We start from the raw sequence: 14498 nt of genomic DNA, 5'->3' as shown, positions 1-14498 counted from the left end.
TAAAATAAATGAAGAATTTTAAAATTTAGCATAACTGAAAAAGAATTAGATTAAAAAGTCGTTGGAGTCCGTAATACAATTAATATTAGCGCTTCTTGGGGAGCAATCATAACTTCACCCTTGTCAGTTTCTAATCGCACAAAATTCAGGCGACCTTCCCCTAAAACATCTGCTGTTTGTTTTGCTCGAGAAATCAAAGACGTGATATAAGCAGAAATCTCTTCGGTTCGTTCTATTTGTTCACCTTTAAATGATGATTGGATAGGTAATCCTTCAGAGTCGCAGATGATAACAGCTCTTGTCATTTCATCAGCCATGAATTTATTTACGATTGCTTTAATTGCTTTAGAATCAATCACATTGTTTCACCAAATACTAATAATAAGATATATTGGTTTTTTTGCTTAAATAAATTTCTTAACCCATTTCTTTTTTTGTCGGATTTGTTAGTTTTCTTTTAAATACTTCAAAATATTAAACATTATCATATAAGGGTGTTATCCACATGTTAGTGTCATAATTGAATTCAAAAAATAGAAAAATAGTAAACTAAATCGATCTAGTTTTTTATTACCAGAGGGATTACAATGGAAGAATATTCGATAAATGCAGAATTTAAAAATTCCGAGTCTAAATTAATTGCACACACTGAAAATAGACATTTGGAAAATTTCCACGCAAATTTTGAATCAGATTCTTCCGAAATTACTAAAAACAACACTTCAATCTCCATTCATCAAAAACGAAAGACTGTTAAAATGCTGAGTGAAATTCAAGAATCTACATTTCTTCATCATCAAGAACCAGCAGACTTAAATTGCCTGGTTCAAGCAGACAATCTTAAGGACATTTTAAAAACCAATCCCTGGAAAATCAGCATAACACAGACTCTTGATAATTTTCAAAAACATATGTATTCAAATAGTGAGATGAAATTTAGAATTGGAGGAAGAATTATTCATTCCGCTTCTCAAATCGTTCGGGCAAAATCGAATTTAGTTATTCATGAATCGCATGAAACCCAAGATCAATTATTAATTAATGAAGTGAATGAAGATGAACTTGAAGATATGGAAGATGATTATTGTGATAATGATGATAGTAATAAAGGATTAAATTCTTTGAATCAAATTTTAGGCGCTTTTGGTCAAAATCAATCTCTAACAGATGACACTGCATTACTCTATGATGATGAAACACTTAGAAATTATATTTTAGAGCGAGACTCCGAAGTGAATGCCACAATTTCAACCCACTCTTACTACTCAGTTGATAAAAACGGTCAAAGATTTTTGGCTTCTCCAGTTCGAAAGGTCTTTCGAAAAATTGAACTCGGTGATTTAGGAAAAGCATTAATCAAGACTTTGAATTATCAATTACGCAGCCCTCGTAAAGCTTCTCGGAAAATAGATTCAAAAAACTTAGCTTCTTCAATTTTGAATGATAATCTATTAAAAAAGGCTGAAGAAGAAAGAGCTTTAGTTGAACTCCAAATATCTAGAATGAACGATCGAATATTTCAATTATATCAGAATAATGAGCCCATTTCATTTTTATCTTTGATTATTTCACCTGATCCGGATGGAATTGTAAGAACTTTACTATACTTATTACAACTAGTTAACAGAAAAAAAGTGGAATTATGGCAAAAAATTGACGATGATGAAAAAAACCCAGATACAAACATCGGGCTGGACATTTTTGTGACTCCCCGAATTATAAAGAAAAAATAATTTAATGGCCCTAATATTTTTCCCATAAAATTTTTAATTCATAACTTCATCTTTTTAATGGAATTGCTGTGTCTTTGCCGAATTATTCATTAGAACAAGCTTTAACGCATCTAAAAGAGGGAAAAACCTTCTTAGCATTAAAATCTTTAGAAAAATTAGTCAAATCTAGTACAAATAAGACTAATCCAGAATATTTGGCAGCGATTCAAAATTACCAATTAGCTTTGAATCTCATTTTTGATCGGAAATTAGCAATTGCGGAAGAATTATATCAACAAGAAAATGAAATTGCAACTTCAATTGTTTTATTAAACTTAAGCAATTTATTTTTGGAATTTGGAATATATAGTTCAAAATCAGATAAAAATCTCCAAAAGAAAGGTAGTTTATTTTTCGATTTAGTTGAAAAATGGGCGTTAAAAGTTTTCACGATAATAAAATCAACAGAGTTACGAAAAAGGCATTTAGAACGAAGATTTACTGAAGTTTTTACATCATTTAGTATTATTTCAAATTTATTCCTGAATTATTTCATCCCTTTGATGAATGATTTTTATCCAAAAAAATATGATTCAAGAAGTTTGTTAAAAACAATTCAATCAATATACCGAGAATTTGGGAATTTTTATCTCAAAGAGGCAGAAAAGAAGTTAGCAGATAAGAACATAGTTAAAACACACCAAATATTAACCAAATGCAAGCATATTGCGAATTTAGTTGAAAATGATTCTAAACTTCAACAACAGATCACCATAAAAAGTCAGCAAAATGCAGAACTTGCAGCGGATTTTGAATTAGTTGCAGGAAGAGAAAACTTAAAAAAGAAAATGTTCCAAGAGGCATTGCTTCATTTTAGAAATGCACATTTTCAATATAAAATTTTAAAGATCAATTCAAAACAAAAACAAGCAAAAGAAGAATACCTTCAAGCATCAATCTACCAAATTCAAGAAGAAGTCAAACAAGCCGAAATTTACAAAGAACAAGGCCAAATTAAAGAAAGTATTCAACTTTATCATAAATGTATCGATCAATATGAAAAAATAAATGCCCAACATGAATTATCAGTATTGAGAAAAAAATTTGCAATTTTTCAAACAAAACTCGGTGATGAACAATTTGAACGAGGAAATAAAGTAATTCTGAAGTCGATTCAAGATATTGATCAAGCAAAGAATTTTTACTCCAATGCAGAACGTTATTATATCAAAGCAGAAGACTCAAAGAAGCTTAAAGAAGTCAAAAAAATAATTACACGCCTATCTAAAATGAAGATGAAATTCCTACAGAAAAATGCTCATTCAGCGGGCAAAGCTCGAAATTACGAATTGGAATTTTTGTACCTTGAAGAAATGCATATGATATGTTATGAAATTGAGGATGCCAGTAAAGCTCAAGATTATGCAAGACAATTAGAGAAGTTACGAAAAAAAATCAATCTTCAAAAAGTTGAACAAATGCGCGAACAAATGTTGACTTCGAAACCTTGGTTGGCGAGCGAATCTTCTAATTCTAAACAAAAACCCGAAAAAATTAATATTCCAATTAACAATCATGATGAAAATCTAGCACCCACAATGTTTCAAGACAATTCAGCTGAAACAATTGCATTTTTTGATCCATCAAATAATCTTAATGATAAAACATATTTTACTGATCGTATCTTGCAAAAGCGCCCAACTATTTCAAAGTCTGAGGATAAGAGTGAAGAAGTTAAAAATGTTTATAAAATTGTCAAAAAGTTTAATTCGTCTCTCTTTTTAACAAATTCTGATATACACTACTTAATTTCCTTTGGAGTGAATCTTCCACAAGATATATATTATTATCACAAGTTTGCAAAGAGTTTCCATCAATTTTATGTACATATTTCCGCTTCAAATTTACCGAAAGTATTGCTAATACCAACAAAAAATTTAATCAAACGTCAAGCCTACTTAGGAACCTTAGCCTATACTATGGACATATTTATACCTATAAACACTGATTCTACCTTATCCACAGATTTATTGAAAGATCAAATTTATTTTGCGATTAATCATCCTAATTGGGAACCTATAATGGAAGGATTCCAATATTCGACTTTAGACTGTTATTTCTACTTTTTGCATGCTTGTCGACTGATTGAACGAAAAGCTCCGCATTCTGAAGTTGCCAAATATCTAAACTCATCAGTTATTGCAGAATTTTTGAATGTCCCAACAGATCGTTTGGAACAATATTTAGCTGATTTTCAAGAAGTTAAGTTTTTCGAAGAAATAATGAGTTGGTCTGATAACCCGAATTTTCAACTCTTCTTTATGGGACTCTATTTCTACCAAGAAAGGCGATATGATATTGCCGCGAGTATCTGGTGTATGATGATTGTGGGTTGAAACCAAGTAAAATTTAAAATAAATTACCCAAAAATTTTTATTTAGTTTAAAAAAGGTTGTATTTTAATTGGAACCCCCTTCCTTCCACTTTCATAACATGCTTCAATAATCTCGTGAGCATATTTTGCAGACTCAGCAGTAATTTCACTTTTTATATTATTTTTCACAATTGCATTTATAAATCGTAAATCTTCGGCATAATATGGTCCTGAAACTTCGGCTTTGACGTGAGGCAAACCAATTTTTGAAAAGAAATATTCATCCATTTTTTCTAAATCAAGTTCTATTTCTGCTTCATCTAAATATAAGAGTTTAATTTCAGCAAGTTTTTTCGATCGCCCATCAGAAATTATTGTTATACGTGCTTTTTCAAAATAAATCTCATAATAACGGCAATCATAATCAAGATCATTCCACATGGCACTTATCGACAAATTTATTCCATTTTTAAAAGTAATTATACTTGCTACTGAATCTTCAATTCCAGGATGACCAGCAAAATAGTTAATTTTAGCGTACACTTCTTCAACTTCCCCAAAGATCGAAATCATTCCATCAATATCATGGATGACATGTTCAAATAAAATGCCAGAATATGCTTGAGTTTGATCTTTTCTCCAAGTACTATTGTGCACTTCTAATTCCCCAAGATATGGCTTTTGCTGACTATCTCTAAACACAATATTCATAGGTTTACCCCATTTTACTTTATTTTGCTCTGTTAATAATTGAAGATAATGAATTGGGGAAGTACTGCGCATAACTAAACCCGGTTGAAATACAACATGATTGCTATCTCGAGCTTTAATTATTGCATCAATTTCTGATGGAGGAAAACATAAAGGTTTCTCACAAAAAACATGTTTTCCTTGATTCAAGGCAGCCAAAACAAATTCTTTATGTAAATAAGTGGGAGTTAGTATAAACACAGCATGGACGTCTGGATCCTCAATGAGTTCAAACCCCGCATTTTTTCCAACAAATTGCTTATCAATAGGGAAACTTTTTGCCATATTTTTTACAGCATCTTCCAGAATGTCGGCGTATGCATATAAATGAGGCCTAATTTTTATTTCACTTTCTTTCCATTTCCAAATTTTTCTTGCGTTAGCTTCAACTAACGTCAAGGAAAAGATATGATTTTGTGAAATATGACCACATCCGATTATACCAATATTGATCCTTCGAGTTTCTTTTTTTTGTTTTGTTTCCATCATGATATCACTTTTATTCTATTTTTGGATAAAAAACCACTTCTATTTTACCAGATTGGGTAGATTTATACATTGCTTCAACAATCGCAAGAATTTTCAATCCAAATTTACCATCTGTATAAGGTATTCTTTCTTCCACAATACAATTTATGAAATGTTGCATTTCTTGGGGATATCCAAAAGTCCAAGATTCGGCAGGAATAGGAAAAGTCCATCCTTTTGTAGTACTTGCCTTTTCAACAGCATATCCAAACCCATTTTCACTAAAAACTTCTAACGGAGCCATGTGACTGGGGTTAACTATGATTTGCCCTTTAGTTCCGTATAACTCAATTTTCACATCGAAACTTGAAGGGGCAGTCCACGATTCTTCTATAGATACTTGGGCACCATTTTCAAAATAGAGAATGCCCATTGCATTATCTTCAACTTCACATTGACCAAATTCACCCCGATCAGGTGATACAATGGAAGTTTGACAAAAAACTTTCTCTACATCTTCATTAAGATACCAAACCAAACAGGCAATATCATGAATTCCAAGATCTATTAGCGCCCCACCTCCAGCCAGTTTCTGCTTATAGAACCAAGCACTATGCGGCCCTGAATGATGCTCTCTTCCGCGACCCATATAGATTTTCCCTATTGCACCACCATCAACTAATTCTTTAGCCTTAACGAAAGAAGGAGCATATATATTATTTTCACAATAAAAAATGGTTTTTTTTGCTTTTTGAGCGGCCTTTACTATCTCTAATCCTTCCGCTACATTACGAGCAAGAGGTTTTTCAATGAAAATATGTTTTCCTTGCGATAATGCTGCTAAAGATACTTCATGATGCAATGAATTGGGAAGACAGATACTTATTGCATCACACACTTGTGAGAGTAAATCATGGTAATCTTTGAAGTATGGTCCAGCAATGTTAAATTTTTCAATCAATTTAAGAGCAGAATCCTGATCTAGCGAGGATATACCAATTATTTTTACTCCGGGAATTTGAGAGAAGGCAAAACAGTGGTGCTCTGCAATGAATCCAGATCCGATGATCCCAACTTTTATTACCATAATGATCCTTTGATTCTTTTACCTAATAGATATTTATGTATTTCTGGGTTAGTCTTGAAATCCATACTTTTCTCGGAGACGAAGAATTTTCTGACCAAATGACGTATCCCAATTAGGAACTACAAAGTGTTTTTGAGGAGGATTAACCAGATGGAGGTTTGAAATTATTCCGAGAATCGTTTTCAATATTCGATTTGCTTTTGGTTCTTTTTTGTGGAGCAAAACTCTACGATAACGTTCCACAAATTTCCACCTTCCTATTTTTTTGAAGTTGAGATTTCGTTTTTCAATAGGATAAAACATACCCATTCTTTTTAACAGCCACCATTGACTTTTATGGAGATACAGTGATTTGAAAGCATGTTGAGGATCTTTAAATGGCCAAACAAAATTGGGTTTAAATGTTGTATAAAAAAGAAGAGATTTTATGGGATGCTTAAGGCTATGCTGCAGATTTTTATAAATATAAAAAGCCATCCGTCCGCAATTGATGTGATCTGAATGCCAATAATATGTGAAATATGGTTCAGGTGCTAAAATTATATCCGGTTGTATTTTATTTATCCATAATAGCAATTTTTCTATATGAGCACGGTTAAATTGCACAAAACCATCAATAATATCATCAAAATGGATATGCTCAGGATCAATCCCGTTTACGGTTGCCGCTTTAATTAATTCATGCTGACGTATATATCCCAGTTGGGGACCCTTCCATTTAGGATCGAATATACCAAATTCTCCTTTAGTTAATGAGAGAATGTGCACAGATTTCTCCTTTTGAGAAAGATACCACATTAAATTTGAACAGTTAAACTCAAGATCATCCGGATGAACACATATAAATAGATATTTCATTTTTCCCTATATAATGTAGAAATTGTATGTATAATAAAGAAATCCTTTCTAAATTTAAAAAAAAGTGATCCGTATCATTTTTAAAAATGAAGGTGAAGAAAACACTATGACAACCCCTCCCAAACTAAATAAAATCCAACTGGCTCCTTTCAAGCAAAGATTCGGAAAAAAAAAAATTTTTGCCCAGTGTTTAATGCCTATTCGAGGACCTCAAGGTTTTCGTAAATTGGATTACGATTTTGTTGATCAAATAAATCCAGCCGAGATCATTTCTAAAATTGTTGACAACGGATATAATGCGTTTGGTTTAGTTGTTAAAGATACTGATGGGGCAACTCTTTCTAAAACAAAAATAGGCTGGAATCCGACGAACAGAGATTTAGTTGGAGAATTTTCAGAGATTTGTCAAAAGAAGAATGTAATTTTTTTTCTGAGCATTACAAACATGAATGATGCCTATCGAGGCGCCCTTCATCCAGAAACGGTTTCCATCCACATAAAAACAAGAAAGAACATTAAAAAAGGAGATCCAGGAATCCACCACGAAGGGGAAATGAGGGTTGATTTACCAGAAGGCACCACCATTGAAGAAATGCAGAAAAAAATACCGTTTCTGACCAAAGAAGTTGATGAGAAAATTGGAGCCGCTCGAAATGCAAGAGGAAAAGGATATATCCCATTGACTGCCTTTCATTGTCCTCGATCAAAGCATGCAGATTATATGATTGCTTTAATCAAGGAAATTGCATCAAATTATCAAGTCGATGGAATACTCGCAGATTATATCAGATATTCTACAGATTATTTTGACTACTGCGGATGTGAGAGATGTCGGAAAGCCTATGCTCAACAATATCCTAATAATAACCCAGCTAAACTAAAAGGAAAGGATTGGTTTCGTTTTCGAATGGATAATATCTTGGAATTTGGAAAAAAATTTAACGATACCATAAAATCTGTTGATGATAATATACTTACAGGATGGTTTAATTTGCCTGGACCAAAATTCTACAGCAACCGTTTAACGGGACAAGATTATTATGGATTGACAAAGGTTATGGATTCAGCTCTCCCTATGCTTTATCCATATCTGACAGGTTCTATTGATGATGGAAGGTATTGGGGCACTTTGGCAAATCTTGTGCATTGGTACAGCCAACGAAATATGAAACGGAGATTCAAAGATTATGGAAAGGATGCTACAATTTTTGGAATTACCAACAGTGTTGAATGTAATACGGAAGAAATGCTGAAGTCATTTATTGCCTATGATTATGGATTAGGAATTGCGGTGTTCAAATATTATGGAACCACTGAATCCCAATGGTATGCAAGCAAACTCTATGGAAAAATTCTTTCTCAACAAGAGATTGGAGATAATTCTCCTACCCGGGTAGATATTAGAAAAATCCTTCAAAAAGTATATGAGAAGTATCCCCCAAAAGTACCACCAAAATGGTGGAGAGAGAACAATGATATGCAACTCGCTTAAAATAAAGAGTATAAAAAACATGGGAATGAAATTCGACTTTTTACTTTACTATTTGAATTTGGACCGCTCGTTTAGCAAGGATCCGTTGAATTTCATCGTAATCTTTTTGATATGTTTTAATAGATGGAACCCACCAAACAAATGAAAGGATAGTAAATAGGCTAGCAAAGGTCATCGCAAAGGGGTAATTATAAGTATTGATTAAAAAACCCCCAATAAACGCACCTAAAGCTCTTCCACAAGCATCAAAGAAATTGGCAAGGGAGATCATAGTACTCCTATGTTCTGGCAAGTTTATATCGGTAATAGCCGATAACCAATTTGGATAAATTCCCCCATCAATAAGCAAGCCAAACGACAACATTAATACTGCAAGAACCCCTACCGGATTGCTAAACAAGGATGCATCATCAGCTAAAGTCCAAGTCAAATTAATCCCAATTAAAATAAAAGGAGCGGAAGCCATCGACAATATCGTTCCTAACTTTACTTTAATCTTCTTATCTGTCTTATATTTCTTATCACCATATCGCCCAAAAATTATCGCCCCAACAAATATTCCTAAGACTACAATTATTAACCCCATGAAGGCAGCATCTTCAGACGCATTATGTTCAAACATCAACCAGGATATTGCATATGTGGCAAATACTGCCCCAGGAATATTATCTACGAAATTTAGAATTAAATAGCGATTAGTCTTTCTTTGCCACAAATATTTCAAATCTTCTTTTTTTATCTTGTAGGAATAGTCTAGAGTGGGGTCAGTGCTATAAACAGATTGTAAAACCGATTCTTTAGCCCCTCGCTTAGGTTCTTTAGTAAAATATAAAATCGGAGTTAAAAGGGCAGAAATCCCCCCCATGATATAATATGTAATTCTCCAATTGTTGGGAAAAAGGATCAATGCAATTACAACACCTCCAAGTTCACCCAATACAGTTGTGATAATAGACAAGATCCCAAAAACTTTCCCACGTTCTTCTTGAGGAAATAAATCAGCCATTATACTTACCATAACAGGAAGAATTGCACCTAATCCAATTGAAGCTCCAATTTGGCAAATGAAAAGTTGCACATAATTATTAATAAATCCCGTCAAAATTGTAAAAAATGTTGTTATGGAACTTCCGATACACGCAACTTGCATCCGCCGGATTTTTCACCGAAGTAACCCATTACAATTCCCGCACCAGCCATTGTTAAAATCATGGTTCCAATAATATAGCCAATTTTCCCTTCATTCATATCAGTAAATGTTTCTGTCAAATTGGGCATTAACGCGGGAAGAACCGTTTGAATGAATGTACCGATAGTTAACAAAATATAAAGCACGAAAAGTGTTACTTTTGTTGATTTTTGCTCTATCATCGTCTTACATGATATTTGGTCTTTGATCTAAATAAGGGTTAATTTATAACACCGAAAGAGAAAAAAAACACTTATTCGATTTCTGATTCGGGGTATAAATTCAAACCTAATTCTTTTGGTCCGGGAATGAAGCGGCCTTCTTCACAACCTAAAGGACGATCATGAAACAAGTAATAGAAAATACGAGCAATTCCTTTTGGTGGATTATGAGTTTGAGTGAAAGTAACTTCTCGATAGCCTTCAATTAATTTTAAATGACCAAATTTTAACTGAAAGGAAATTTGGGTTAGCGGATTGAAAAGATCAATGATTTTTAACATCCAAGGTGACCATTGACTTGCATGACTCATGCGGGTTTTGAAGACGATTTGATCATACAATCGTTGTAAAAAATAATTCGGCATGAGAGTTTGAAAATAAAGCATCCGTTTTGGTCTTTCTTGGGCATCCATCCATTTGAGCGCGAAAAAATAATTTTTTCCAACCGCCATATGATCAACGTGACCATCGCAGTAGACAAAGGGATCTGGACCGATCACAATATCCGGATTAAGTTTTAAAATGAATTTTTGTAATCGCAATATTGCTGCTTTATTGTGAGGAACAAAACCATCTATGTAATGCATCCAATGAAGAGTTACCTGAGGATTTCCCAATGAATCAAACCCATAAGCTTTTTGAGCTTTTATCATTTCAGATTTTCGAATGCGCTTAATCCTTTCACCCTTAAGTATTTTATTGGGTGTACCATATTCATCACAAGTTGCTAATACTTGATGAACTTTCCATCCATTTTTAATGGATTGAACACATAACTGAGAAGAAAAAGCTTCCCCATCATCTGGATGAGGACAAATAATTAAGACAATTTTTTTGTTTTTTTTCTTTGAAATTAACACATTTAATCCACATTCAATTCAATTAACTCTTTAATCTCGGTTGAGTTAAAAATAATATTATTAATATAGTCAGTAAATATTTCATTAACTTCCAATGGATTGGATTTAATAGAGATTTTTTTTGCATTTTTAATTAATTCAGAGTTCGAATTTTGGTTTAAATCAGATTTATTTGCCAGAATCAGGATATTTTGCTCATTTTCAAGATGAAGATAATCAGATGTGGATTTAAATAAGTCTTTTGAATCTTCGAAAGCCAAATTATCCGTCGAATCATAAATGTAAATCAACCCTTCACATTTCATACCATCAATAATTTTTGGGAAAATCTCAGAATCTACATACCCCGTAGCACAAGTCAATTCTATTTTAACTTTGACCCGTTCTTTAAATTCTTCAAATTTTTCTTCAAAAGTTGGCAGTGTGTATATTTGTCCGGTCTTTTTAGATTTATCTTCATCTTGAACCCAAACCAGCAAGCCCTTAAAAGCTGAAAAAACATAATCGGGAGAATTCACAACCATAAAATTACCTTTTCGCTGGAGGGCACTATATGGATCTAAACTGTGAATCAAAGAAAATTTTCCAGCTCGAGGTGCTCCTTGAACGAGAAAACGAAGTGATTTTATTTTGAAGTACTTATCAGCAATTTTTTCTCGATTGGTAATTTTATCTTGTAAAGAAGCAAGTGTTTCATCAATAGCACTAACAGTTTTCTTAACAATCTTGTCTTTATCCTGTTCATAGCTTCTAATAATTGCTTCGGTCGTTTTAGTCATATTTGAATTTTTAACTTTCTTAAATTGTTCTAATTTCTCTTTTTCATGATCAATTTTATCAATAATTGCATTGTAATCTTTAGTTTCTTTATTATAATAAGCACGAGGAGATTTACCAGAGACATATAATTTCATTCCCTCAAGATCTTCAATAACTTTCTTCAAATCATCAATTTCTTTTTTCACATTAGTCATATCTTTGAAATAATGCTCTTTTTTGACTTTCTTTTGCTGTTGAATTCCTTTTATGTCATTAATATTATCAGGTGTTAAGCTTTGAATTTTTTCCATTAAATCCTTCATTAATCCTTCTTCTGATGAATAATGTTTTTCCATTGAACGGGTTAGTTCCTGAGTCTCGGACCACAAATGATGATAATTTTGCTTGATTGCAAAGAGTTCATTGATCCTCTTCTTATAACTTTCCTCGGTATAACCAATCTCATCAAAAGCAATCATTAAACCGTGTTTATACTGAGCCTTTAAAAGTTCATTTTCAAGCTTATCGAATTGACCTAAAACCGCTTTAAGTTTCTCAGTAAGATCCTTAATTTGTTTTCTTTGATTTCTAAGAGTAAAGACTTCAGCATTTATATTTTCCACAGTTAAATCATCCTATTTTTAAGAGCTAGAGTAAAAGATCTCCCGTTTCGTGAGACTAAGTTTGAAGGCTATGATTCCAGTTTGCTCATAGAACTCAAAGGATTTGCTGAAAAATACATGAGTTTTAAGAAAAAACATACCATGAAACCACAAAATAATTTAACAAAAATTTCAAAAAAAATTGTAATTTTTTAAATTATCAAGAATAAGTGAAGCTTGAAAAATTTAATTTAAAAGATTCAGTTCTTCTTCTTTTAGTTTCTTTAATTGCTTTTCTAATGCAGAATGGTATTCTTCTTCAGCTTTACGTGAATCTTCATTCATAAGTGAAAGATTATCATTACTTTCACCCATTTGAATTTCAGATTCAGATCCTACCATATTATAAATTCGGTATAAGGATATTGCAATTACTAAGACAATTGTCACAATTACTGACATTCCAAAGCTATTTCCAAGGTTGCTTATAAATAATCCAGGAGATTCTATGCTAAATAAAATGAAAAACAGAACGATTTCGCTCAAATATATTAAAATACAATAAATATAAGAGGGGATCTTCTTTTTTGCTTCGGTTGTTAAAGTATTTGAAGATTCTGTCATATTACATATATAGGTGAATTTATACAATTAAAGTTTTTCTCAGCATACAATTTTGGTTTATCTTAGTTAAACCATATTTACGGTGGAATGTGTAATCCATAAAACAAATTTAAAAAGGTTTTAATGAGTTAATGAAAGAAAAAGAAATAACTAAAACATTTCTGCTAAATATTCCCATGCTTCTTTCTCAGCATCATGCACATGTTGAATTGCAGCAACAATTTTAGGAAAATAACTTGGAAAATCACTTAAATTCTCACTTATAGCACGTTCAATGATATTTTTCTGATCATTTTCCATTTGCTTAAGAAGGATATTTAGATTATCTGGCATCGATTCTTGTGTCGCGTTGAATTCCAGTAATGATTTACGTAATTTACCCATCCATTCTAATTCATCAGGAAGTAGTGCGTTTCCAAGGTTGTGAATGGCTTCGATAGAAACTTCAAAAAATTCAATAGCTTTGTTTAGAGAGGGCATTTCCATAATAACTGCTGCTTCACCTAGGAAAATTCGATACATATCTCGAAACATGGCCCCTCCACAACCCCCAACCTCCATAAAAATGAATAGATTTAGAATAGCATAAATAAATTGGTCTCCAGGATATTTACTCCACCAGGTAGGAAAAACTTGTTTATATTTTAAAAAACCAGGCACACCAAGCATTTTAATGGGTGGGTTTAACATCTGATCAATATTCTGTTTAATGGCCATAGGAATTATTTCTTTTAACGATTTTAAGGAGGACTTTTCGGGATTAAATAGTTCCAAAATTTTATTTTTCGCTGCAAAAGGAGCAAATTTCGAAGCTCGGGCCATTTGAAAAAGATTTAAGGGTATTTTCACAGGTTCTCCAAAACGATCTGAAATTAATACTTCACCTTTCATTTCATCTAGACCGTAGACTACAACGGTATGTCCTCCGAAATGCCCCATTTTTTCATTAGGAACCATATTCTGATCAGAAAAGAAGTGAGGAAGAAACGCCATATCAACAAATGTGACTGCTGGTTGTCCCTTTCTTAAAATATCCTTTAATTTTTGATGAGCTTTTAATACTGAACCAGTCTCATGCAGTTTATATTCAATCCCCAAGCGATCTAAAGGTGCCCGAATACAATTCCAATCCTTGGCATTTAATCCTCCGACAAATGGTCCGTGTTTAAATTGCATTACGATCATACTTAGACCCGAAGCAATCCCAAGAAGCATTTCCTCCGAATAATTAATATCATAATGACGCAATGTTTTGTTCAGCGAAGAAAGAATACAATTTTTTCCCCCAATATGTTTGAAATTAGGAATTTGATATTTAAATCCGTCGCATCCTACAGTCCCATATTCTACATCTGGAAGCTTCTTATCTCTAATCGCTTTTTTAATATAAGAATAATCAATTTTATGTGAAAGCATATAAAATAGAAGATTTCAGTGAAATATAAACAAAAGGAGTTATACCTAGGTGAAGGTTTCTATCCAAGTATGAAAAACAATAAAAA

General features: G+C 32.6%; 13 protein-coding genes. 3 read left to right on the top strand and 10 right to left on the bottom strand.

What is annotated here, in order from left to right:
* Positions 1 to 50 precede the first annotated feature (50 nt).
* Entirely contained in the window at positions 51 to 359 is a 309-nt protein-coding gene (locus tag NEF87_RS25320) for a roadblock/LC7 domain-containing protein (RefSeq protein ID WP_371804250.1), read from the bottom strand.
* 228 nt (positions 360 to 587) lie between these two features.
* On the opposite strand from NEF87_RS25320, the gene NEF87_RS25315 reads away from it, so the two are divergent.
* Together NEF87_RS25315 and NEF87_RS25310 are read left to right on the top strand one after the other, a co-directional pair.
* Positions 588 to 1733 (top strand): hypothetical protein, encoded by a 1146-nt coding sequence (locus NEF87_RS25315; RefSeq protein ID WP_457918032.1) that lies wholly within the window; start codon positions 588 to 590, stop codon positions 1731 to 1733.
* A 68-nt stretch (positions 1734 to 1801) separates the two neighbouring features.
* On the top strand, positions 1802 to 4108 hold the full coding sequence (locus NEF87_RS25310) for a hypothetical protein (protein ID WP_457918031.1): 2307 nt from the start codon (positions 1802 to 1804) through the stop codon (positions 4106 to 4108).
* 41 nt (positions 4109 to 4149) lie between these two features.
* Here the strand turns inward: NEF87_RS25310 and NEF87_RS25305 are convergent, their stop codons facing one another.
* From NEF87_RS25305 to NEF87_RS25295, 3 genes are read right to left on the bottom strand one after another with little or no spacing between them, the layout of a single operon-like run.
* Entirely contained in the window at positions 4150 to 5325 is a 1176-nt protein-coding gene (locus NEF87_RS25305; protein ID WP_457918030.1) for a Gfo/Idh/MocA family protein, read from the bottom strand.
* A gap of 10 nt (positions 5326 to 5335) precedes the next feature.
* Complete coding sequence (locus tag NEF87_RS25300) at positions 5336 to 6391, bottom strand: Gfo/Idh/MocA family protein (RefSeq protein WP_371804246.1); 1056 nt, start codon at positions 6389 to 6391, stop codon at positions 5336 to 5338.
* 48 nt (positions 6392 to 6439) lie between these two features.
* Entirely contained in the window at positions 6440 to 7249 is an 810-nt protein-coding gene (locus NEF87_RS25295) for a PIG-L deacetylase family protein (RefSeq protein ID WP_457918029.1), read from the bottom strand.
* Positions 7250 to 7355: 106 nt separating this feature from the next.
* Here NEF87_RS25295 and NEF87_RS25290 point away from each other — a divergent pair, with 106 nt between their 5' ends.
* The gene (locus NEF87_RS25290; RefSeq protein WP_457918028.1) at positions 7356 to 8741 is read left to right on the top strand and encodes a family 10 glycosylhydrolase; all 1386 of its coding nucleotides are present in this window, start codon (positions 7356 to 7358) and stop codon (positions 8739 to 8741) included.
* A gap of 40 nt (positions 8742 to 8781) precedes the next feature.
* Here the strand turns inward: NEF87_RS25290 and NEF87_RS25285 are convergent, their stop codons facing one another.
* The 6 genes from NEF87_RS25285 to NEF87_RS25260 all read right to left on the bottom strand — a co-directional run bounded on the left by NEF87_RS25285 (position 8782) and on the right by NEF87_RS25260 (position 14412).
* Positions 8782 to 9891 carry an MFS transporter gene (locus NEF87_RS25285; RefSeq protein WP_457918027.1) on the bottom strand — a complete coding sequence of 370 codons (1110 nt, stop codon included), beginning with the start codon at positions 9889 to 9891 and terminating at the stop codon, positions 8782 to 8784.
* Positions 9861 to 10112, bottom strand: a complete 252-nt coding sequence (locus tag NEF87_RS25280) for a hypothetical protein (RefSeq protein ID WP_457918026.1) — start codon at positions 10110 to 10112, stop codon at positions 9861 to 9863. Before NEF87_RS25280 ends, NEF87_RS25285 begins: the two co-directional genes overlap by 31 nt.
* A gap of 71 nt (positions 10113 to 10183) precedes the next feature.
* Positions 10184 to 11011 (bottom strand): PIG-L deacetylase family protein, encoded by an 828-nt coding sequence (locus NEF87_RS25275; protein WP_457918025.1) that lies wholly within the window; start codon positions 11009 to 11011, stop codon positions 10184 to 10186.
* A gap of 2 nt (positions 11012 to 11013) precedes the next feature.
* On the bottom strand, positions 11014 to 12393 hold the full coding sequence (locus NEF87_RS25270; RefSeq protein WP_457918024.1) for a hypothetical protein: 1380 nt from the start codon (positions 12391 to 12393) through the stop codon (positions 11014 to 11016).
* Positions 12394 to 12618: 225 nt separating this feature from the next.
* Positions 12619 to 12996 (bottom strand): hypothetical protein, encoded by a 378-nt coding sequence (locus NEF87_RS25265; RefSeq protein ID WP_457918023.1) that lies wholly within the window; start codon positions 12994 to 12996, stop codon positions 12619 to 12621.
* A gap of 150 nt (positions 12997 to 13146) precedes the next feature.
* Positions 13147 to 14412, bottom strand: a complete 1266-nt coding sequence (locus NEF87_RS25260; protein WP_457918022.1) for a BtrH N-terminal domain-containing protein — start codon at positions 14410 to 14412, stop codon at positions 13147 to 13149.
* Positions 14413 to 14498 lie beyond the last annotated feature (86 nt).

This window comes from Candidatus Lokiarchaeum ossiferum (assembly GCA_025839675.1).
GTDB lineage: Archaea > Asgardarchaeota > Lokiarchaeia > Sigyniarchaeales > Promethearchaeaceae > Lokiarchaeum > Lokiarchaeum ossiferum.
The sequence above is the reverse complement of the archived record's forward strand: the minus strand, read 5'-3'. Positions and strand labels throughout refer to the sequence as shown.

Bases quoted from the DNA above. Each gene is read 5' to 3' on its own strand.
- NEF87_RS25265 (WP_457918023.1), bottom strand. From the start codon at position 12,996: ATGACAGAATCTTCAAATACTTTAACAACCGAAGCAAAAAAGAAGATC.
- NEF87_RS25315 (WP_457918032.1), top strand. From the start codon at position 588: ATGGAAGAATATTCGATAAATGCAGAATTTAAAAATTCCGAGTCTAAA.
- NEF87_RS25260 (WP_457918022.1), bottom strand. From the start codon at position 14,412: ATGCTTTCACATAAAATTGATTATTCTTATATTAAAAAAGCGATTAGA.
- NEF87_RS25290 (WP_457918028.1), top strand. From the start codon at position 7,356: ATGACAACCCCTCCCAAACTAAATAAAATCCAACTGGCTCCTTTCAAG.
- NEF87_RS25300 (WP_371804246.1), bottom strand. From the start codon at position 6,391: ATGGTAATAAAAGTTGGGATCATCGGATCTGGATTCATTGCAGAGCAC.
- NEF87_RS25285 (WP_457918027.1), bottom strand. From the start codon at position 9,891: ATGCAAGTTGCGTGTATCGGAAGTTCCATAACAACATTTTTTACAATT.
- NEF87_RS25305 (WP_457918030.1), bottom strand. From the start codon at position 5,325: ATGATGGAAACAAAACAAAAAAAAGAAACTCGAAGGATCAATATTGGT.
- NEF87_RS25280 (WP_457918026.1), bottom strand. From the start codon at position 10,112: ATGATAGAGCAAAAATCAACAAAAGTAACACTTTTCGTGCTTTATATT.
- NEF87_RS25295 (WP_457918029.1), bottom strand. From the start codon at position 7,249: ATGAAATATCTATTTATATGTGTTCATCCGGATGATCTTGAGTTTAAC.